Source organism: Betaproteobacteria bacterium (assembly GCA_016720855.1).
In the GTDB taxonomy this organism is placed as follows: Bacteria; Pseudomonadota; Gammaproteobacteria; order Burkholderiales; family Usitatibacteraceae; genus FEB-7.
This window is the reverse complement of sequence record JADKJU010000002.1, coordinates 257,794-278,688: the sequence shown is the minus strand read 5'-3', so window position 1 is coordinate 278,688 and position 20,895 is coordinate 257,794. Positions and strand designations below refer to the sequence as shown.

Here is a 20,895-nt window from a genome sequence, read left to right as displayed (position 1 = left end):
TCGAGGGCCGCCCCGACCAGGACCGCTCACCCGTGACTTTCGCCCCGTCCCGCCTGCCCCAGTTGATCGCCCGTACCGCTGCCTTCCTCGCCGTGCTTGTGCTTGCGTCCTGCGGCGGCTCGGTCGGTCCGTCAACCAACGTGCCGAACCAGCAGGCGATCGTCATACTTCCTGCGTCATCCGCGACTTCGCAGATCATCGCCTACTCCGGGCTCCCGACTACGTTATCCATAACTGGCGGTAACGGCAGCTACATCATCGCCTCGAACAACCAGGCGGTGATTCCTTCCCCGGGCAGCGTGATCGGCAATTCCTTCACGATCATCCCGAGCCCGATCGCTGCCGCGGAAGTGGGCGGCATCGTGCTTTCGGTGCGCGACACTGCCACGGCTGCGGTCGTCACGGCGACCGTAACGGTTCGCGCCGGCACCGTGAACAACAATGTGACCATCACGCCGAGTTCAACGCAGACGGCGAGCTGCTCGCCGGCCCTTTGCTCGGGCGGGGATGCAGAAGTGAAGGTGACGATTTCGCAGGGCGGCGTCCCGCTCGCCGCGCGCGGCATCCGGTTTGACGTGATTTCCGGGGACTTCCGCTATATCGTCACGCCGGTGGGCACCTCGCCCGAGCAACTCGCGACCTCCCAGCTCGTCGCCACCGACGAGACGGGCATCGCCCGCGCCCGCATTCGCGCGACGGCGCTCGCCCCCAACCAGACCGCACTCCTGCGGATCACCGATGTCGTGAGTGGCGCGTACCGCCAGACGAGCTTTGCGATAGCCCAAGTGACGCAGGCGGATCCAAGCTTCTACACGCTGCCGGCAAGCCTTGACCTCATTGGCCCGCAGCAGGGAGTTTGTGCGACGGCAGCGGTCGACTTCTTCATCTTCGGCGGAACGCCGCCTTATTCGGTCGCGAGCACGTCGCCCTCGTTCAGGCTGGCGTTCCCGGTTCCGTTCACGCCGGATTCCCCGGTGGTGGTTTCGGCGTCCGGGGGGAAATTCACGATTTCCGCAACCGGGGGCACCTGCCCTTCCGATGGCGTGGCCGCCACCCTGATCGTTACCGATGCGGCAGGCCGGACTCGCCAGGTCCCGGTGACCAACAAGCCGACCACCGCTGCCTTGCCCGCCTTCGTGGTTTCCCCGGATAGCGTTTCGCTCGATTCCTGCAGTGCCGTTGCCAGCGTGAGTCTCGCGGGTGGAACGGGCAGCTACTTCGCCACGACGGGAAGCGGGCTTATTACGGCCACATGGTCGGGCAATACGGCCTCCTTCAGGCGAACACCAAACACGAATACTCCGGCGACTCTTCCGGTAGACCTCACCGCCAGCGTCTCCGATGGTATTTCGGCCTTGTCGGTCAAGGTCACCATTACAGGTGGGATCTCCCCATGCCCCTAGTGGGAGGAATTGGGGGCGCACCCGGGGGGTATTGAGGCGCAGCCGCGCTTTCTCGCCATACTGGGACGCCCGAAAGTTCTGCTTGCAAGCAACTGCAAGTTGCGCTTTAATAAACGGGCATAACCCGCTAATTTTGAAGAAATCTTATTGCGGGTCCCAGCAAAAAAGGGGAAACCAACGTGAATTCCGACCAGCTGCGTCGCCTCCAATCGAAGCTTTCCGTTGCCTTCCTGGCGGCGGTCGCTCTCGCCCTCGCCTCGTGCGGCGGCGGTGGCGCAACGTCCTCGCCAACCTCCGTCGGGAGCATCCAGCTCCTGCCCGGTTCGGCCACCATCTACGCGGGCGTTCCCTACACGGCGAATATCGTGGGAGGGCGCAAACCTTACCTCGTGACGTCGAGCGAACCGACGATCATCGAGCTCAACTTCACCTCCGATAGCGGTCAGTTTTCCTTCGTCGCCCGCAACCCGGGTGTGGTCGACTCAGGCCTGACGCCCGAGGAGCTGCCTGTCCGTTCCGTGAACATCGAGGTCCGCGACAGCAACGGCGCGGCGTCCACGAACACCTACAAGGTGGCGCAGAACTTCTTCACCGGTTATGGCCAGAGCTACTCGAACACGTGCGCGAGCGCCGGCACGAGCGGGCCGCCGCAGGCCTGCTCGGGCACCGACACCATCATCTCCTTCGCCCCCACCGTGAACGGCGGGCACTACGGCAACCGCGTTTACCAGTTCGACCGCGTGCGCGGCGACTATTCCTTCGTCGTCGAGGATCCCGCCGTCACCCCGCAACTCGTGAGCCAGATCCGCGTCTCGACCGACCTGCAGGGCAAGGCGTTCGTCCGCACTCGCGTGAACGCCAGCGCATCGACGCAGATTGCCAGCTACAAGGTGACGGATGTCGCAACGGGTACCACGTCGGACGCCCTGTTCACCATCGTCCAGCAGGCCCCTGCCGACCCCCCCACCCTCTTGCCGACCACGCTCACCTTCACGGGCTCGCTCACCACGCGATGCGGGACGGGTACGGCTGATGTGTTCGTGTTCGGCGGCACGCCGCCCTATTCGCTCACCTATTCGGCGGGTCTCGGCGTATCGCCGACCACGGTTGCCGCCTCGGGTGACAAGTTCTCCGTCACCGCAGGGTTGACTTCGCCGCCTTGCCCGGCAGGCACGAGCGTGATCGTCGCCGACAGCCGCGGTGCGCTCGCCACGCTGGCGGTGACCATCGCTCCGGGCACGGGCACCCTCCCGACGCTCACGGCGTCACCCGCCTCGGTGACACTCACGTGCGGCACGTCGGGATCGGCCACGGTGGTTGGTGGAACCGGCAGTGGCTACACCGCAAATTCGTCGCACCCCCGCGTGACGGCGAGCATCTCCGGTTCGACGGTCTCGATGACGCGAGCGAATGGCGACGGCCTGACTGTTTACCCGGTGGCGGGTACCGTGTCGGTAACGGACGGCACCTCCGTGGTCGCGATCACTGTGGCGGTACCGGCGAACTGCCCGTAACGTAGAGATCAGCCTCGCGCAAACGGGCATCTTTCGGGATGCCCGTTTCGTTTTCAGCCCGTGGATCCCGTCATCGTCGCCCCTTCGAGGGTTCTCGTCACCGGCGCCGGCGGCTTCGTGGGCTCCGCGCTGGTGTCGCGGCTCGGTCCCTGCCCGCGAATGGCGATGGCCGGTCCGCATTGGCGCGAAGCCATTGCGGGCGCGGACTTCCGGGATGCCATCGTGGTTCACCTGGCTGCACGTGTCCACGAACGGCATGGCAAGGCCGCGGATTTCGATCGCGATAACGTGGAAAAGACGGCGACGCTCGCCGAAGCGGCGGCAGCAGCAGGGGCTGCCCGCTTCGTCTTCGCGAGCACCGTCAAGGTTCATGGCGAGGAGACCTCCGGAGTGCCGTTCGGGCCGGACTCGCCGCCAGCCCCGGTGGGTGGCTATGCGCGGTCCAAGTGGCGGGCCGAGGAAGCGCTTCGCGAGATCGCCTCGCGCACCGGGCTCGCGGTGGTGATCGTGCGCATCCCGCTGACCTACGGGCCGGGTGTCGGAGGCAATTTTCGCGCTCTCCTGCGCCTGGCCGATTCCGGGGCATGGCTTCCGCTCGCCGCCCTCCACAACCGGCGCAGTTTCGTGCACGTCCGGGATCTGACCGACGCCCTGCTTCTCGCCGCGAGCCATCCGCGGGCGCCAGGACGCGCGTTCATCGCGGCCCATCCCGAGCCCGTCTCCACGACGGAGCTGATGACGGCGCTGCGTGCTGCCCTCCACCGCCCTTCCCGGCTCTTCCCGATTCCCGCGCTGGCGCTCGAGGCGGGCGCGGCCATCGCAGGCGAGCGCGAGCGCATGCGCCGCCTCACCCGCTCCCTGCAGGCCGATCCCGCGACGCTCATCTCGGACCTGGGCTGGTCGCCACGAATCCCGCTCGCCTCCGGGTTGACCGATACCATCGCGGCCTGGCGCGAGGCCGGCGCACGATGAGCCTGCTGGCTTTCCTCTTGCCTGCGCTCGTGGCGATGGCGATGATTTCCGCCCTGCGCGCGAGCCCGCTGGCTGCGCGCCTTCTCGATCACCCCAACGAGCGGTCGTTGCACGCGGCGGCGACGCCGCGGTTTGGCGGAATCGGCCTGATGCTTGGCGCGCTGCCGGTGATTCTCTTCCACGGCACGCCGGCGTTGCGCTGGATCGCCGGTGGCGCTGCCCTGCTGGCAGCGGTTTCCGCCGTGGACGATGTGAAAAGCCTGCCGGTCGCGGTGCGCCTGCCTTGCCACGTCGGTGCTGCCCTGCTGGTCGTCTGCGTCGCCTGGCCCGGCGCCGCCGATCCCGTTGCAATCGCGCTCGCCGCGCTGGGATGCGTTGCCATCGCCTGGATGGCGAACCTCTTCAATTTCATGGACGGGGCCGACGGCCTCGCGGGCGGAATGGCCATGATCGGCTTCGGGGCTTTCGCGGTCGTCGCGCTTCGCGCGGGAGACGCCCCGATCGCCTATTCGTCCCTGGCGATGAGCGGTGCGGCCGCGGGCTTCCTGGCGTTCAACTTCCCGCCGGCCCGTGTCTTCATGGGAGACGCGGGATCCGTTCCCGTCGGGTTCCTGGCCGGCGCGCTCGGCTGGCTGGGTGCGGTGCGCGGCCTCTGGCCGGCGTGGTTCCCGGTGCTGGTGTTCTCTCCCTTCATCGTGGACGCCACGGTGACCCTGGCGAAGCGAATGGCCATGGGGGAACGCTTCCTGCAGGCGCATCGCACCCACTACTACCAGCGGCTGGTGCTTGGCGGCTGGACCCACCGGCGTCTGGCGGCGTCGGCGTGGGCCCTCATGGGGGCCGTGGCCGGGAGCGCCATCGTCGCCCTGGAGCAGCGCGCCCCTCTGCAAGGCGCTATAATTTCCCTTTGGGCGATCGCCTATTTGCTGCTCTTGGCCCGGATCGACCGAACCAACCCCCGCCGGCCACCATGAACGGCGGTATGCAGGCAACCGCCGGGGACACGGCGGTGAGAAGAACAACAATCGCGCATTCGTGAACCAAGAAGAATGACAGCCTCACGTCCCGACGCCATGAAACCCTTCCAGATCGATTCGCAGGCCCTCGTCGCCCTGGCGCACGATGCGGTCGCGCTCACGCTCAGCTGGGCCTTCTCCTTTGCGCTGCTTCGCTCCCACGCGGCTCCCGCCGTGCCCGGAGATGTCACGACCGCCCTTCTCGTGGCCATCCCGATCCAGGGCCTGGTGAGCTACCTGTTCGGCGTGTATCAGGGCATCTGGCGCTATACCAGCCTGCCCGACGTGCAGCGCATCGTCTTTTCCGTGCTCACGGGCACCGTCGCGCTGGCGTTTCTCTTCCGCTCCGCCGGCTTCGACGAGGTGCTGAGCTACCGCGAGTACGCGCTCTACCCGCTGATCCTCGTGTCGATCATGTCCGGATCGCGCATGGCGCTTCGCTCCTTCAAGGAATGGAGCCTCTACGGTCGCGGCACGGAGGGCATTCCCGTTGTCGTGCTCGGCGCGGGCGACGCGGCGGTGGGGCTCCTCAAGGAAATCTCGCGCAGCCAGGAATGGCGCGTGGTCGGGCTTCTGGACGACGACACGCAGAAGCGGGGACGCCTGCTGCAGGGCATTCGCGTGATGGGCGGCATCGAGGATCTTCCGCGGCTGGCCACGCGCCTGAAGCTTCGCCACGCGATCATCGCCATGCCCTCCGTGCCGTACAAGGTGCGCCGGCGCGTCATCGAGATCTGCAAGCGCGCCAAGGTATCCGTTCTGACGGTGCCGTCGCTCGACAACGTCGCCGGCGGAAAGCTCGCCGTCCCGAAGATCCGGAAGGTCGCGGTCGAGGACCTCATGAAGCGCGAGCCCGTGACGCTCGACGATGCGGGCCTGCACGAGCTCCTCACCGGGAAGGTCGTCCTCGTTACGGGGGCGGGCGGCTCGATCGGAAGCGAGCTGTGCCGCCAGATCGCGGCCTTCCAGCCCTCGATGCTGGTGCTCTTCGAGCAGAGCGAGTTCGCGATGTACAAGGTAGACGGGGAGCTGCGCGATGCGTTTCCCGAGATGCCCCTTGCGAGCGTCGTGGGCGACATCAAGAATACGATTCGCGTGACCCAGGTCATGCACCAGTACTCGCCTTCGATCGTCTTTCACGCCGCGGCCTACAAGCACGTGCCGCTGATGGAGGAGCTCAACTCCTGGGAGGCGGTGCAGAACAACGTGTTCGGCACTTTCGTGGTGGCGCGCGCGGCCATCGACTACGGCGCGAAGAAGTTCGTCTTCGTGTCCACGGACAAGGCGGTCAACCCCACCAACGTGATGGGCGCCTCCAAGCGCCTTGCGGAGATGGTGTGCCAGGCGCTCCAGGCCGGCAGCTCCACGCGTTTCGAGATGGTGCGCTTCGGCAACGTGCTCGGCAGCGCCGGGAGCGTCATCCCGCGTTTCCAGGAGCAGATCGACAAGGGCGGTCCCGTGACCGTCACCCACCCGGAAATGGTGCGTTACTTCATGTCCATCCCCGAGGCCGCGCAACTCGTGCTGCAGGCCGGGTGCATGGGCCTGGGCGGGGAAATCTTCGTGATGGACATGGGCGAGCCGGTGAAGGTCGTCGATCTCGCGCGCGACATGATCCGTTTGTCGGAGCTCTCCGAGGAGGAGATCAAGATCGTCTACACGGGACTCAGGCCCGGCGAGAAGCTCTTCGAGGAGCTCCTCGCGGACGACGAGCACACGCGACCCACGCCGCACCCGAAGCTTCGCGTCGCCAAGGCGCGGGAAGCGCAGCCGCGCAACTGGCTGGAAGAGCTGCTTGCCTGGGTCGCGCAGGATCGTGTCTTCGCCGACGCCGAGGTGCGCCGCGACCTGAAGCGCTGGGTGCCGGAGTTCCAGTCGCAGGTCCGGCCCAAGCTCAAGGTCGTGACCGGAACGCGCGCCGCCTAGGACAGGAGTCCGGCCTCGCGTGCGAGGTCGAGGAAGGCTTGCTGCACCTGCGCGACGCCCGCGTCGCGAACATCGCGCGAGGCGGGTCGAACCACGCGGCTCGGGACGCCCCAGGGCCCCCATTCCGCGGGATCGGTCACGCCGAACAGGCACACGACCGGCTTTCGCATCGCTGCCGCGATGTGCATCGCGCCGCCGTCGGAGCAAACCACCGCGTCGCATCCGGCGATGCCTTCGGCCAGATTGCCCAGGACCTGCGTGGGGACAGGCTCGAGCGGCACGCCCGCAGCCGCCTGCACGATCCGCTGCGCCTTGTGGTCATCGCCCGGATGGCGCGGATCGTCCTCGGCACCGGGCGCCCAGAAAAGGCGAAAGCTCGCGCCCGTGCTTTCATGGAGGTTGCGCATCAGCTCGACAAATCGCGCCTCGGGCCAGCGCTGGCTGAGCCGTCTTGCGCTCACATGGATGCCGATGATGATGGGCAAGGCAGGATCGCGTGGCGCAATCGCGAATCCCAGGCGTGGCGCCGGTGGCGGTCCCGGGATCCCGAGAGGTTCGAGGATGCGGAAGGTCTCCTCCAGGTGGTGCAGCCCCGCAGGGCCGGGAAAATCGACCGGGAAATCGATGTCCGCGGGATGGTTGCCCCTGGGCACGAACGAGGCGATCTTGCGTGGCGACAGTATCCGGGCCATCGTCACCAGCCGCGGGCGATAGCCCGGGGACGCGAGCAGCACGATGTCAAACCTCGCGCGCCGAAGCGTGAGCAACAGCGAGATCCGCGCGAGCCAGTTCGACGGACGCGACTCGCCCGCGGCCAGGTGCTTGTCCTTCGTATAGGCGTGCACGGCATCCACGTCGGGGTGATGGGCGAGGATGGGCGCGCTGTAGCCATTGACGAGCGCCTCGATGCGAGCGTGGGGGAAGCGGGACCGCAGGGCAGCGAACACCGGCGTGGTCACGACCAGGTCGCCGATGTTGTCCTGCCGGACGACGAGCAGCCTCACGGGCCGCTTGCAGGGCGCTTGCCGAACCCGATCAGCATGCCGTTCAGCGCCCAGAAGACGAGCGCGTTGTGGCGATTGAAGAAGTCGTCGGTGAGATTCTTGACGAGGAATCCTGCGACCAGCGCGAGACCGATCGCGCCGGCAATGCGCGTGGCGGGCCGCGCGAGGTTGCGCGCATGCGCCAACGCAAGCGCGGCCATCAGTATCGTGAGCGCCGCGAGTCCCGCCGCGCCCAGCGACACAGCCGCGTTCAGGAACAGGTTGTGACCATGGGCGGCGAACTCCCTGCCTTCGGTGTCGCCAAACTCGGCGCGAAAGCGGGGCGCGATGATGTCGCGGCCGAATCCGTGGCCGGCAAGCGGCCGGTCGGCGATCGCACCCGTCGCGATGGCCCAGAACCTGGGCCGGACGTCCCTCTCGAGGCTCTCCCCGGCGTTCCTGGCGGTGGTGTAAACCTCCACCTTCTTCATCATCGATATGCCGAAGAGAATCACGATCGCGGCCCCGAGGATCCCCAGTGCCGCGAGCGCCTTGCGGCCGAACTCGCGCGGCGCGCTGGGCACCAGCGCCCCCCCGAGAACGGCCAGCGACACGAGAAAGGCCCCCCACACGATGCGGTTCTGCGAGGCGAGTGCCGCAGCGAAGAACACCGCGATGCCGCCGGCGAGAATCGCGGGGCGCTTTCCGAAGCCCGCGGGGCGATCGACGGTCAGCAACATGAAGAAGGGCGCCGCGAGCACGAGATGCGTGGTGAATCTACCGGCGCCCGAGTTGAATGAAGCGGCGTTCGGCGCAATGAATGCGCGGGCCAGGTCGGTGACCGCGAGCACAGCGGTGCCGGCGAGCAGCGCTGCGGCCCATAGCCGGATGTTTTTCCCGTCGGCGGCGAAATAAAATACGCAGAACGCGAGCGCCCCGTAGGCGATCTCCGCGCGCAGCTCCGACCGGGTGTAGGCGGGATCGACGCTCCAGGCGAGCGACGCCGTCGCGAGTGCGGCCCAAAGGACGAGCGGGATCGAGACGAACGTGGGCGGTGCCGGTGCCAGGCGGTCGCGCCCGTGGTGAAACGCAAGATGCCCGAGAGCCAGCGCCGCGACGGCCAGCAGGGCAACGCGTAGCCCCGAGGATGCCGTGACCGGCGCGACGACGAGAAAGGCGGCTGCCGCCAGCGCGCAAATTCGCTCGCTCGCGGTCGCTCCGGCAGCGGCTGTCGCATTCACGCGGGAGGACGGGATCGACGGAGATGAAGGAAACGGTTGGCGCGCCCGACACGATTCGAACGTGCGACCCCTGCCTTCGGAGGGCAGTACTCTATCCAACTGAGCTACGGGCGCGTAGGTGTCGGATTCTAAACGACTTCGTTACCTCCCGTCCAACGGGAACCGTGATTTCCGCCGGAAGGCCGGGCTATAATCCCCGCCTGCGAAATCGCGGCGCGGCCGCCACGCGAAACCCGAGGAAACCATGTCCAACGCCCATCACTCCGACACCGCCGACGCAAACCCCGAATCGCACCCTGTGAAGCTCGCCATCTCGGTGGTCCTCGGCGCGGTCTCGCTCATCGTGGGCATCATCCTGGTCGCGCAGTTCGCGATCGGCGCGTATGGCAACCGCTCGCTGGAGAACGATCCCGCCATGGCGCCCGAGGCACTCGCACGGCGAATCGCCCCTGTAGCCAGGCTGCAGGTCGAAGGCGCTTCCCCGATCGCCCCGGCCCCGCAGGGCCCCAAGGTTGCCGCCGTAGTGGCGGCGCCGGCCAAGGGCGGCAAGGCCGACGGCAAGAAGGTTTACGACACCACCTGCATGGTATGCCACGCGACCGGCGTGGCCGGCGCGCCTAAAATTGGCGACAAGGCCGCGTGGGCCCCTCGCGTCAAGACCGGGAACGACGCGCTTTACGCGAGCGCGCTCAAGGGCAAGGCCGCGATGCCGCCCAGGGGAGGCAATGCCTCGCTGGGCGACGATGAAGTGAAGGCCGCTGTCGATTACATGGTCGCCGGCTCGAAGTAGGCGCGGCCCCCGGCGTCTTCCATCAAAGGGCGGCCTCGGTCGCCTTTTCCGCTTTTCCTTTCCCATGGCCATTTACGCGATCGGCGACTTGCAAGGATGCCTCGAACCCCTCGAGCGCCTCGTGGATTCGCTGGCGTTCGATCCCGCCCGCGACCGTCTCTGGTTCGTGGGCGATCTGGTGAATCGCGGACCCGACTCGCTGGGCTGCCTCCGATTCGTGAAACGCCTGGGGCCGGCCGCCGTCGCGGTCCTTGGCAACCACGATTTTCACCTGCTCTGCGTCGCCGAGGGGATCCAGAAGCCCCGGCGGCGCGACACCCTCGAGGACGTGCTTGCCGCCCCGGACCGCGACGAGCTCCTGGACTGGCTTCGCCATCGTCCCCTCATGCATGTCGAGGGCGCCTTCGCGATGGTGCACGCCGGCCTGGTGCCTGAATGGTCGATCACGAAAGCTCGCTCGCTCGCGGGCGAGGTCGAGGCCGTGCTGCAGGGGCCGCAGTGGCATCCCTTCCTCGCGAACCTCTACGGCAACGAACCCGCGCGCTGGGACGACACGCTTTCGGGCGGCGATCGCCTGCGAGCGATCGTCAACTCGATGACGCGTCTTCGCCTGTGCACGGCGGACGGGGCCATGGATCTCGCATTCCAGGGAGAGCCGGGGGAAGCGCACCGCGACCTCATCCCGTGGTTCGACATGCCGGCGCGCCGAAGCGCCACGCACACCATCGTCTGCGGACACTGGTCGGTGCAGGGCCTGCGCCTGCGCGACAAGGTTCTTTCCCTCGACAGTGGTTGTGTCTGGGGCCGCGAGCTTACGGCCGTTCGCCTGGGCGACCGCCGGCTCTACCAGGCGAATTGTCCGGAGTCGGCAGGCCCAGAAGACTAGCCACGCGACGGTGCGCTTCGGCAGCCACGTCCTGGCGCGACAGGTTTTCGGTGTCGATCGGCTCGGCGAAAGCCAGGTGCGCGATCGTTTCGCGCGTGCGGATGACGAGCCCGAGCGACTGGACGAACGAAAGGTCACCCACGTAGGCCGCCGCGCGAAGCAATGCGCCATCGGGGCTCTCGTAGCGCACCGCCACGGGGTGGACACTCGCCCGGTTGGCCACCGCCGGCTCGAAGAGCGAGCTGTGGAACTTGAGGAGCCGGTCTCCCTGCGTCGTCGTGCCTTCCGGGAAGAGCGCCACGCATTCCCCCTCGTCCAGCGCGTCGTGGACGAGCGCGATGATGCGCGCGGTGTCGTGACGGCGCGCGCGGCGGACGAAGATGGTGCCGGACCGCTGCGCGAGCCAGCCGGCCAAGGGCCAGTCGCGGATCTCGCTCTTCGCGATGAACCGCGTGTGCCGGACCGAGGCAATGACGAAGATGTCCGCCCAGGAGACATGATTGGACGCGATCATGGCGCCGGTGCGGCCGTGCGGCGCCCTGGCGCCTTCGCAGCGGACCCGGATCGCGAGGATCGCAAGGAGATCCTGAGCCCACCGGACGGCGAGTTCGTGGCGGCGTTGCGCGCCGGCGCGGGGCCAGAGGAAGCGCAGGGTGAGGAACGCCGCGCTCAGGTGCACGACGAGCCGCGTCCAGCGCAGGGCACGCAGCAGCCGCGGGGTTCGGTTGGGGATCAAGATCCGCGACGGTCGAGTGACGGCCGCGGGGCGTTCAGTGCGCGACGCGCGAGGTTCCCTGGCCCGAGAGGATGCGCACTCGGTCGCCAACGCGGAAGCTCTCGTCGGCTTCCTGCACGACGGCGATGTACTGGCCGCCGTCGAGGAGCACCGTGATCTCGATGCCGCCGCGGGCGTTCGCGTCCTTCTCGATGTTGTAGCCGATGATGCCGCCCACCACGGCGCCTGCGACGGCGGCGGCCACGGAGCCGCTGCCGCCACCGACCGTGCTGCCGGCAATTCCACCGAGGGTCGCCCCGGTGACGGCACCGACGCCGGTGTCGGCCGCGTCGATGTGCACCGGGCGCACCGATTCGACGACGCCGAATCGCACGCTCTGCTCGGTCCGGGTCTGGTAGCCGCGGTAGTCGGCGCTGCCGCGGCCGGGATAAGCGCATCCGGCCAGCGCCATCGCTGCCGCTGCGGCAAGTATCGTCGAGATCGATTTCGCGTTCATCCGGGTTCCCCCCTGGTTTGCGCCGGCGCCCGCCCAGCCCGCATTCACGACAGAGATTCGTCGAAGGCCTCGGAAAAGAGGCGCTCGATCGCTTCCCGCGCAGGCCGGTGGTTCTGGCCCCCCCGGTGGGCGATCTTGATCGAGCCCATCACGGAAGCGAGCCGGCCGCACTTGCGCCAATCCCATCCGCGCGCCATTCCGTACAGGAGGCCGGATCGAAACGCATCCCCGCACCCGGTCGGATCGACCAGGCTATCCGCCTTAACGGCCGGAACGTGAATCTGTTGACCGCCGGAAAAGATATCGGCTCCCTCGGCCGCGCCGGTCACCACCACCGCCTCGACCCGCTTCGAAAGTTCCGCCACCGTCTGGCCGGTTTTTTGTTCGACCAGCCGCGCCTCGTAGTCATTCAACGTGAGGCAGCGGGCGCCGGAGAGCATCTCGATGAGGTCCTCACCCGAGAACATGGGAATGCCCTGTCCCGGGTCGAGCACGTAGGGGATCTTCGCGCGCGCGAGGTCGCGGGCGTGCTCGACCATGCCCTGCCGTCCATCCGGGGAGACGATCGCCAGGCGCACCCCGGCCGCTTCGGCAATGTGATTTTCGTGCGAATGCGACATCGCGCCGGGGTGAAAGGCCGTGATCTGGTTGTCGTTGATGTCGGTGGTGATGAAGGCCTGCGCGGTGAAGTGCTCGTCGAGCTGGCGAACATGCTTCCTGGAAAGCCCCAGCGCATCCATCCGGCGCTCGTACGGACCGAAGTCGTGCCCGACCGTCGCCATGACGAGCGGCTCCTCGCCCAGGAGCTTCAGTCCGTAGGCGATGTTGCCCGCGCAGCCGCCGTACTCGCGGCGCATGTCGGGGACCAGGAAGGCGACGTTCAGGATGTGGATCTGGTCCGGAAGGATGTGGTTCTTGAATTGGTCGCGAAACACCATGATGGTGTCGTACGCGATTGAGCCGCATACCAGGATCGACATGCCGTGAAAGTCCGCAAGAAGGAGGCCCGATTATACCGGCGGGGAAGCGCTCGCCCCGGATGACGCGCGGCAGGGTTTGCCCGACGGGCGGCGTTGACGGCGATCCCGCCCACGGCCACCATGGGAACAGCCAGAACAGGTTCGGCGCATGCGTGGTTTGCAGGCGCCGTCGAGAACCCATCCGGCGCACGCATGCTGAAACAGGGCAAACCCATCGAAAGGTGGGGACGCAAAGTTTCCGGTCTAAGGGGCCAGCTTTCCAAGGCTCTACGACAGCGGAATTGCCAGTAGAGCGTCCCCCCTCGACCGTGGGTGGCCCGCGAAAGGCGGCGCCATGGCGAGCACCTCCCCGAACAACGTCGTTTCCCTCGACGCGCATCCGCGCGCGCGTGCGCGTCCGACGCCGCAGGAATCCGCGGGTCTGCTCACCGATTGCCGCGACCTGGCGCTCCGGCGCATCGTGCCGGCCCTGGCCGGTGTGCTCGACCGCGTCGAGGATGAACTCTTCAACCTGGCCGAGGGCGCGCAGGATCGCGAGGCGCAGAACCTCTACCTGGACGCGCGTTCGCAGGCGCGCAGCCGCCGCCCTTCCATCGAGGCCGTCTTCCGCCGCCAGTTCCTCGAGCTCTTCAACCGGAAGGTCCGGGGAGACGTGGATAAAGCGCCCGCCGCGAATGCCCCGGTGGCGCTCGCCCTCGTGGACGAGGAGGAGCTCGAACAGGTGCTCGCGATCCAGGGAATGGCCGGCCGGCTCAAGGCGGCATGCGAAGGCGAGCTTGGCGCGCTCTCGCAGCGCTTCGGATTCCTGCTGGAAAGGTCCGAGCTTGCGGACGAATCCAATCCCATGAGCCCGGAGACCGTGTGCGGCGCGCTCAAGGATGCGTGCGACGAGATCGAGGCCGGTTGGAAGGTACGGCTCACGCTCCTGCGTGTGCTCGAGGGCCAGGTGGCGGTGGAGCTTCGCCGCGTTTACCACGAGCTGAACGCCCACCTCGTCGAGCGCCGGATCCTGCCGGAAATCAGGCCCACGTTCCGGCGCAATCCGTCCCTGCCGGCGCGTGAGGCACCGGCGGGCGCGGCCGCCTCCGACCCGTATGCCGCGTTGGCGCAATTGCTGGGCGCGATGTCCCGGCCCGCGCAGTCCCCGGCGGCCTCGCCCGATGCGTCACCGGTCTCGCCGGCGACGCGCGGGTTCGTGCGGTCGCTGACCGGACTGCAGCAAGGCGCCCCGGGGGCGCAAGCCGCGGCCGGGCAGTTCTCCAACGTGATCCGCGACATCAAGGCCACGCGCGACCCGGATTCCTTCGCCGGCATGGACGCGATGACGATCGACATCGTGGCGATGCTCTTCGACTTCATCTTCGAGGACCGCCAGATCCCGGTGGCCGTGAAGGCCATGCTGGGGCGCCTGCAGATCCCGACGCTCAAGGTGGCGCTGCTTGACCGGGCGTTCTTCTCCTCGCGCGCCCATCCGGCGCGCCAGCTGCTCGATCGGATGGCGCGTGCCGCCATCGGGCTGGACGAGTCGAGCGCGCGCGGCGCAGCCACGCTCGCCAAGCTGGATGAAGTGGTGGGCCACGTGCTGCGCGACTTCGATGACGATCCTGCGCTCTTCACGAGTCTCGCGGGCGAAATGGAAGTCTTCCTCGCGCAGCAGGACGAGGCGGAGGACGCGATCGCCCGGCGCACGGCGCGGCTGGTCGAGGAGCGCGAGCGCCACGAGATCGCGCGCGTCCTCGCCGAGGAGGAGGTGGACCGCCGCCTCGCCGCGCGCGAATGGGTGCCGGAAGCGGTGCGGGCCATGCTCGAGGACGTGTGGGTCCGCGCGCTCGTGGGTACGCACGTGCTGCACGGCGAAGGCTCGTCGCCGTGGGAAGCCATGCTCGCAACCGTGGACGAGTTGCTCTGGAGCGTGGAGCCCAAGTCGCGAGCGGAGGATCGGCGCCGCCTCGTCGCCGGGATTCCGGCGCTTCTGCGCAGGGTGCAGGAGGGCATGTCGCTTGCGGGCGTCGACGAGGCGATGCGCGAGGCCTTCCTTGGCGCGCTGGTCGATTGCCACGCCGATGCGGTGAGAACGGGGCTGCGCGGAACGGGGCTCACGGGGCAGCCGCGTTCCGGAGAGCCCGCCCCTGCGCGCCCGCTGGCCGTGCCCTCGATCGAGCGGGAGATCATCCCGGCCGGTGACATCCATGTCGAGGAAATCCGCCTGCGCAGCCCGCGCGGGCAACCTCCGGTGCGCAACGTGTTCACGCGCACTGGCATCTGGACCCATGTGAAGCGCCACACCTGGGTCGAATTCCGACGCGATGGCGCACCGTCACTGCGGGCGAGGCTGACCTGGATCAGTCCCGCCAAGGGCGTTTACCTTTTCACGAACTCCAATTCGAGTGCGGCGATCTCGGTTTCTCCGGAAGCGCTCGCGGAACAGATGCGACGCGGCGAGGCGCGCATCGTGGACGATGCTCCCCTCGTTGACCGGGCCGTGGACTCGATGCTCGCAAGCCTTCGCGAGGGCGCCGCCTAGGGATAGAAGAGCAGCAGCTCGTATCCGGTGGGCCGGATGCGGCCGGTCTCCAGCCGCACGCTCAGGAGCGCCTCCGATCCAGGAGCCATCACCTCGCCCACCGCCGGCGCGCGGCCCAGGTAATCCGCGGGCCGCAACACCCGGCGAACCGCGGTCTGGCCGGTGACGTCGGTGAGGGTGAGCTCCAGGTGCGGGAACTCCTGCGCCGACGGCGCGAGGTTGCGGATGCGCGCCTGCAGCGCGATCTGGCCCGGCTTGCCGGGCACCTCGAGGAGCTCCGAATCCTCGAGCTTGAGCGCCGCCTCCTCGTTAATCCATGGCACGGTACATCCCGCGGTTGCGCACGCGGACTCGAGGTAGGGGCGAAGCACCGGGTATTGCCGCGCAAGAGGCGCGCGGAAGGCATAGGCGAGCTGCAAGGCGAGCAGGAGCGACAGGAACACGGCGCCGAAGGCCCACGCACGCGATGGGCGAGCCTGCGGCGGTGGCGAGGAGGGCTCGGGCGACAGGTCCGGGATTCGCGACAGCGGCGTCGGCGCCACCGGCGTCGGCTTGTCGGGTGCCGGCCCTTTTGCCACCGGCTCCACGACGGCATGGGGTTCCAGCGGCAGGTCCAGCACGTCGGGAAGGTCCGGGATATCCCGCAAATCGACGGTCGCTGGCGGCGCCGGCAACCGCTGCGAGGGTTGGGGCGCAGGCGACCCCGGGCGCGCGCGCTGGCCGAGGTCGAGGTTGGCCAGTTCGGCGGCGGGACCGGGATGGGTTCCCTTCGCCGCGCGCACGGCGAGCAGCCGCGCGCCGGTATCGTCGCCGGGGAAACGCTCCAGCGACTCGAAGCCGTTGAAGACCTCCTCGCATTGCCCGCAGCGCACCTGCCCCTGCCGCAGGTTCAGCTGCTCCGGCGTCACGCGAAAACGCGCGCCGCAGTTCTTGCATGTGGTGACGAGCATCGCTAAGCTCCGCGCCCGCGCGTGCCCGCGAGGCACACCCAGTCGCCCTGCGTTCCCGCCGTCGCCATGTCGAAGAAGGGCGCGTAGGCCTCCAGGACCTCGCCGGACTGCGCCGCGAGAATGCCGGAGAGTGCGATGCGCCCGCCGGGGCGCGTGTGGGAGGCGAGAAGGGGAGCCAGCATGCGCAGCGGGTTGGCGAGGATGTTGGCGACGGTGAGGTCTGCTTCGATCGCGAGGGCCGAGTGGGCCGGACGCACGTCGAGGGCGACCGCGTTGGCCGAGGCATTATAGCGAGCCGCCTCGAGGGCGAGCGGGTCGATGTCGACGCCGACCGCACGCGCGGCCCCGAGCTTCATCGCCGCGATCGCGAGAATGCCCGAGCCGCATCCGTAGTCGAGCACCGTGTCGCCGCCGCGCACCTCGCGCTCGAGCCAGGCCAGGACGAGGCGCGTCGTGGGATGGCTGCCGGTGCCGAAGGCGGCGCCGGGGTCGAGAACGATGTTCACCGCGCCGGCGTCGGGCGCTTCGTGCCAGGTGGGCACGATCCACAGGCGCGCGCCGGCGCGGATGGGCACGAACTGGCGCTGCGTCTCGCGCACCCAGTCGGTGTCCTGGAGGTCGTCGAGGGCCGGCGGATCCAGCGGCGTGCAACCGGCTTCCCGCAGGGCCGCATCGAGCACGCCTCGGGCATCTGCGTCACCGGGCAGGAGGGCCACCAGGCGACAGCGGGGCCAGACGCCGACATCGGCGCCCGGCTCGGCGAAGATCGCGCTTTCATCGGCGGTGCCGGCATCCGCATCGGCCAGCTCGATGGCGACGGCGCCGGCCTCTTCGAGCGCGTCGGCGAGGGCGCCGGTTTGGTCGCCGGGGACCACCACGCTCAGGCGGCGCCAGGCCATCGGATGCGGCCCTCAGCCTTCCGGCAGGATCGACTTGAGCGCGGCCATTTTTTCCTCGAGATAATGGATGCTCATGCCGCCGCGTATGAAGGCGGCGTCGTTCATGAGTTCCTGGTGCAGGGGGATGTTGGTCTGGATCCCCTCGATCACCATCTCGGAAAGGGCGATGCGCATGCGCGCGATCGCCTGCTCGCGCGTGTCGCCGTGGGCGATGAGCTTGCCCACGAGCGAGTCGTAGTGCGGCGGCACGTAGTAGTTGGCGTAGGCGTGCGAGTCGTAGCGGATGCCGGGGCCGCCGGGCGTATGGTATTGCGTGATTCGGCCCGGCGAGGGCACGAAGGTCACCGGGTTCTCGGCGTTGATCCGGCACTCGATCGCGTGACCGCGCTTCACGATGTCGCGCTGCCGGTAGCGAAGCTTCATCCCGGCCGCGACCCGGATCTGCTCCTGCACGATGTCGATGCCGGTCACCATCTCGGTCACGGGGTGCTCGACCTGCACGCGCGTGTTCATCTCGATGAAGAAGAACTCGTCGCTCTCGTAGAGAAACTCGAAGGTGCCGGCGCCGCGGTAGCCGAGCTTGCGGCAGGCATCCGCACAGCGCTCCCCGATGCGCTCGATGAGTCGCGGCTTGATGCCGGGCGCCGGCGCCTCCTCGATGATCTTCTGGTGGCGCCGCTGCATGGAGCAGTCGCGCTCGCCCAGGTAGACCGCCGCGCGGTGCTCATCGGCCATCACCTGGATCTCGACGTGGCGCGGGTTCTCGAGGAACTTCTCGAGGTACACGGTGGGGTTGCCGAAGGCGTTCTGCGCCTCGGTGCGGGTGGTGTTCACCGCGTTCACGAGCGCCGCCTCCGTATGCACGACACGCATGCCGCGCCCGCCGCCGCCGCCGGCCGCCTTGACGATGACGGGGTAGCCGACGAGTGCCGCCAGGCGCCGGATTTCCTTCGGGTCTTCGGGCAGCGGCCCGTCGGAGCCGGGCACGCAAGGGATTCCCACGCGCTTCATGGCCACCTTGGCCGCCACCTTGTCGCCCATCATCCGGATGGACGCCGCGGTCGGCCCGATGAAGACGAAGCCCGAGTTCTCGACCCGCTCGGCGAAGTCGGCATTTTCCGAAAGAAACCCGTAACCGGGGTGGATCGCCTGCGCGTCGGTGACCTCCGCCGCGCTGATGATGGCGGGGATGTTCAGGTAGCTGTCACGCGCGGGCGGCGGCCCGATGCAGACCGACTCGTCGGCGAGCATCACGTATTTGGCGTCGGCGTCGGCCTCGGAATGGATGGCCACCGTCTTGATGCCCATTTCGCGGCATGCCCGCTGGATGCGAAGCGCGATCTCGCCGCGGTTGGCGATGAGGATCTTCTCGAACATCTTGGGGGAAGGTGCGGGCACTACTCGATCAGGAAGAGCGGCTGTCCGTATTCGACAGGCTGGCCGTTCTCGACGAGGATTGCCTTCACGGTGCCGGCCGCGTCGCTCTCGATCTCGTTCAGGAGCTTCATCGCCTCGATGATGCAGAGCGTCTGCCCCTTGATCACCACCTGGCCGACTTCGACGAAGGAAGGTGCGCCGGGCGAAGCGGAGCGGTAGAAGGTGCCCACCATCGGCGACTTGAGCGTGTGCCCGGTGGGGGCCGCCGGCAACTCCGGGGCCGGTGCGGACGGGCCGGTTGAACCGGGGGCCGCAATCATGCCCATCGGGGCCTGGGACGCCATCACCACCGGGGCATTGGCGCCGGCTCGGCTGATGCGCACCCGTTCCTCGCCTTCGGTGATCTCAAGCTCTCCGATGCCGGATTCCTGCACCAGGTCGATCAGTTTCTTCAGCTTTCTCAGATCCATCGGGGTCCTCCGGGACCTCGCGTCCTAGCCCTTCGTGGGAGCAAGGCGGGAGAGGGCGGCCTCCAATGCCAGTTCATAGCCTTGCGCGCCCAGTCCGGAAATCACGCCGACCGCGAGGTCGGTGAAATAGGAGTGCTTCCGGAAAGGCTCGCGGGCGTGGACGTTCGAGAGATGGACCTCGATGAACGGGATGGCCACAGCCGCGAGGGCGTCGCGCAACGCAACGCTGGTATGGGTAAATGCCGCAGGATTGATGATGATGAAGGCAGTTTCGTCGCTTTTCGCCGCATGTATGCGTTCGATAAGGGGGGCTTCCGCGTTGTTCTGGAAGGTCAGGACGACTACCCCGGCCGCCCGCCCGCGCTCGACGAGCTGACGGTCGATATCAGCCAGGGTCACCCGGCCGTAGAGGTCGGGCTCGCGGGATCCCAGCAAGTTGAGGTTGGGTCCGTGAAGAACCAGGATTCCGGACATGACTGGGGAGTTTGCCGGAAGTCGGCGCACGATGTCCAGCTTTCGGCGAACTTGCGTCAAGCTCGCGGAGTGGCCGATTGGCGCCCGGGCGTCTCCGGCATGGATCGCGCTTGGTGTCGACGCATTGCTGAACTGCCGGGCGGTGATGGTGGATGTTTTGCGGGAGTTCGAGACTTTTAAGCGAACTTACGCCTACTTTCCAGTCATGGCTGAGAGACGGGACTCGAGCAGGGCCTCGGAAAAGATCCCGATGCGCGATTCGGCGACGCGCCCCTGCGAATCGAGGAGGACCGTGTGCGGCAGCACGCCGAGCCGGTTGCCGAGGCGGCGCGACAGGCCCATCACTTCCGCCTCCCCCAGCCATAGCGGGTAGTTGATGCCCAGCTCCCGGCCGAAAGCGGCGACTTTGGCCGGCTCGTCCTGGGCAAGCCCCACGAACTGGACACCTCGCCCCTGCCAGCGCGCCTGCAGTTTCACGAACCCCGGCATTTCCTCCCGGCAGGGCGTGCACCACGTCGCCCAGAAGTTGACCACCACGACCTTTCCCGAGAATTCCCCCAGCGTTCGCGGTCGGCCCTCCCCGTCGGTAAACCGGGCGGTCAGGATCGCCGCCGGGCTTGCGTCCACGGGGCCCGCCTGGATGTCGGGTGCCGTAGCGTTACGGTCGGCGAGCCAGAAGGAAACGCCGGCCAGGGCCGCCAGCAGGCCGATCCCCGCGAAGGGCAGCCAGCGCCTCACCGCGGCATGTCTCGCGAAGGCGGTGGCCCGGGGGCGTCCGTGACGCGGTATCCCGGCGGAATGTTCAGTTCCACTTCCTGGTGGAACGGGGAATAGCAGATGCGCTCCTCTGCGCACCCTTGCGCGGTAATCCTGATCCTGTACCTCCCAGCCTTTACGACGCTTACGACAAATGGCAGGTGGATAGTCACACTTTCACGGAAGATCGCCGATTTTCCAAGAAATTGATCATCAACTTCAATGCCCGGTGGAAGCTCGGCAGGGCCGGTGAGGAGCGTGGGTGGCGACACCTCGAAGCGCAGGCGGCTTCGATACAGGTAGTAGCCGGGGGCGATCCGGTATTCGATGTCGATGCCATGGCGCTCCATGCCGGCGCCGGGCGCGGGCTCCCCGGCCACGAGGCGCGCCTGCGGTCGGAACGCCTTGTCGGGGTCCAGGGGCTCGTCGGTGAGGGAGGGAGCGGCGCCGGCCGCACCCGTCATGATGACGAGCGCGAGGATCGGGATGAATCGCTTCATGG

The 20,895-nt window shown here is 67.9% G+C and carries 20 protein-coding genes, 1 tRNA gene and 1 riboswitch; of the genes, 8 read left to right on the top strand and 13 right to left on the bottom strand.

From position 1 onward, the window contains the following. Positions 1-32 precede the first annotated feature (32 nt). From IPP91_08445 to IPP91_08425, 5 genes are all read left to right on the top strand, one after another. The gene (locus tag IPP91_08445; GenBank protein MBL0142096.1) at positions 33-1,403 is read left to right on the top strand and encodes a hypothetical protein; all 1,371 of its coding nucleotides are present in this window, start codon (positions 33-35) and stop codon (positions 1,401-1,403) included. 179 nt (positions 1,404-1,582) lie between these two features. Further along, positions 1,583-2,917 (top strand): hypothetical protein, encoded by a 1,335-nt coding sequence (locus IPP91_08440; protein ID MBL0142095.1) that lies wholly within the window; start codon positions 1,583-1,585, stop codon positions 2,915-2,917. Between the two features lie 72 nt (positions 2,918-2,989). After that, positions 2,990-3,889: an NAD-dependent epimerase/dehydratase family protein gene (locus tag IPP91_08435; GenBank protein MBL0142094.1), complete on the top strand. Its 900-nt coding sequence runs from the start codon at positions 2,990-2,992 to the stop codon at positions 3,887-3,889. After that, on the top strand, positions 3,886-4,863 hold the full coding sequence (locus IPP91_08430; protein ID MBL0142093.1) for a glycosyltransferase family 4 protein: 978 nt from the start codon (positions 3,886-3,888) through the stop codon (positions 4,861-4,863). Before IPP91_08435 ends, IPP91_08430 begins: the two co-directional genes overlap by 4 nt. Positions 4,864-4,962: 99 nt before the next feature. Further along, positions 4,963-6,831: a polysaccharide biosynthesis protein gene (locus tag IPP91_08425; GenBank protein ID MBL0142092.1), complete on the top strand. Its 1,869-nt coding sequence runs from the start codon at positions 4,963-4,965 to the stop codon at positions 6,829-6,831. On the opposite strand, the gene IPP91_08420 is transcribed toward IPP91_08425, so the two are convergent. The 3 genes from IPP91_08420 to IPP91_08410 form a co-directional block, all read right to left on the bottom strand. Further along, on the bottom strand, positions 6,828-7,835 hold the full coding sequence (locus IPP91_08420) for a glycosyltransferase family 9 protein (GenBank protein ID MBL0142091.1): 1,008 nt from the start codon (positions 7,833-7,835) through the stop codon (positions 6,828-6,830). The genes IPP91_08425 and IPP91_08420 overlap by 4 nt on opposite strands. Further along, positions 7,832-9,055 carry an O-antigen ligase family protein gene (locus IPP91_08415; protein MBL0142090.1) on the bottom strand — a complete coding sequence of 408 codons (1,224 nt, stop codon included), beginning with the start codon at positions 9,053-9,055 and terminating at the stop codon, positions 7,832-7,834. The genes IPP91_08420 and IPP91_08415 overlap by 4 nt, the downstream gene beginning before the upstream one ends. 37 nt (positions 9,056-9,092) lie before the next feature. Next, positions 9,093-9,169, bottom strand: a tRNA-Arg gene (locus tag IPP91_08410). 130 nt (positions 9,170-9,299) lie between these two features. Here IPP91_08410 and IPP91_08405 point away from each other — a divergent pair. Further along, a complete protein-coding gene (locus IPP91_08405) occupies positions 9,300-9,845 on the top strand; it encodes a cytochrome c5 family protein (protein MBL0142089.1) in 546 nt (181 codons plus the stop codon). A 64-nt stretch (positions 9,846-9,909) separates the two neighbouring features. After that, the gene (locus IPP91_08400; protein MBL0142088.1) at positions 9,910-10,731 is read left to right on the top strand and encodes a symmetrical bis(5'-nucleosyl)-tetraphosphatase; all 822 of its coding nucleotides are present in this window, start codon (positions 9,910-9,912) and stop codon (positions 10,729-10,731) included. On the opposite strand, the gene IPP91_08395 is transcribed toward IPP91_08400, so the two are convergent. From IPP91_08395 to IPP91_08385, 3 genes are read right to left on the bottom strand one after another with little or no spacing between them, the layout of a single operon-like run. Further along, a complete protein-coding gene (locus IPP91_08395; protein ID MBL0142087.1) occupies positions 10,658-11,467 on the bottom strand; it encodes a 1-acyl-sn-glycerol-3-phosphate acyltransferase in 810 nt (269 codons plus the stop codon). The two genes, IPP91_08400 and IPP91_08395, sit on opposite strands and share 74 nt — an antisense overlap. A gap of 34 nt (positions 11,468-11,501) precedes the next feature. Next, a complete protein-coding gene (locus tag IPP91_08390; GenBank protein MBL0142086.1) occupies positions 11,502-11,963 on the bottom strand; it encodes a glycine zipper 2TM domain-containing protein in 462 nt (153 codons plus the stop codon). Positions 11,964-12,007: 44 nt separating this feature from the next. Next, a complete protein-coding gene (locus IPP91_08385; GenBank protein MBL0142085.1) occupies positions 12,008-12,943 on the bottom strand; it encodes a carbohydrate kinase family protein in 936 nt (311 codons plus the stop codon). Positions 12,944-13,137: 194 nt separating this feature from the next. Next, positions 13,138-13,232: riboswitch (cyclic di-GMP riboswitch) on the top strand. Positions 13,233-13,277: 45 nt separating this feature from the next. Between IPP91_08385 and IPP91_08380 the strand changes: the two genes are divergently transcribed. Continuing rightward, a complete protein-coding gene (locus IPP91_08380; GenBank protein MBL0142084.1) occupies positions 13,278-15,467 on the top strand; it encodes a DUF1631 domain-containing protein in 2,190 nt (729 codons plus the stop codon). Here IPP91_08380 and IPP91_08375 read toward each other — a convergent pair. From IPP91_08375 to IPP91_08345, 7 genes are all read right to left on the bottom strand, one after another. Next, positions 15,464-16,417, bottom strand: coding sequence for a zinc-ribbon domain-containing protein (locus IPP91_08375; protein ID MBL0142083.1), 954 nt, complete (start codon positions 16,415-16,417; stop codon positions 15,464-15,466). The two genes, IPP91_08380 and IPP91_08375, sit on opposite strands and share 4 nt — an antisense overlap. Positions 16,418-16,419: 2 nt before the next feature. After that, on the bottom strand, positions 16,420-17,316 hold the full coding sequence (prmA, locus tag IPP91_08370) for a 50S ribosomal protein L11 methyltransferase (protein MBL0142082.1): 897 nt from the start codon (positions 17,314-17,316) through the stop codon (positions 16,420-16,422). 12 nt (positions 17,317-17,328) lie between these two features. Continuing rightward, a complete protein-coding gene (accC, locus tag IPP91_08365) occupies positions 17,329-18,693 on the bottom strand; it encodes an acetyl-CoA carboxylase biotin carboxylase subunit (protein MBL0142081.1) in 1,365 nt (454 codons plus the stop codon). Positions 18,694-18,713: 20 nt separating this feature from the next. Next, positions 18,714-19,163: an acetyl-CoA carboxylase biotin carboxyl carrier protein gene (locus tag IPP91_08360; GenBank protein MBL0142080.1), complete on the bottom strand. Its 450-nt coding sequence runs from the start codon at positions 19,161-19,163 to the stop codon at positions 18,714-18,716. Between the two features lie 24 nt (positions 19,164-19,187). Beyond that, a complete protein-coding gene (gene aroQ / locus IPP91_08355) occupies positions 19,188-19,637 on the bottom strand; it encodes a type II 3-dehydroquinate dehydratase (protein MBL0142079.1) in 450 nt (149 codons plus the stop codon). A 192-nt stretch (positions 19,638-19,829) separates the two neighbouring features. Then, positions 19,830-20,375: a TlpA family protein disulfide reductase gene (locus IPP91_08350; protein ID MBL0142078.1), complete on the bottom strand. Its 546-nt coding sequence runs from the start codon at positions 20,373-20,375 to the stop codon at positions 19,830-19,832. Beyond that, complete coding sequence (locus IPP91_08345; GenBank protein ID MBL0142077.1) at positions 20,372-20,893, bottom strand: protein-disulfide reductase DsbD N-terminal domain-containing protein; 522 nt, start codon at positions 20,891-20,893, stop codon at positions 20,372-20,374. The genes IPP91_08350 and IPP91_08345 overlap by 4 nt, the downstream gene beginning before the upstream one ends. Between the last annotated feature and the right edge of the window lie 2 nt (positions 20,894-20,895).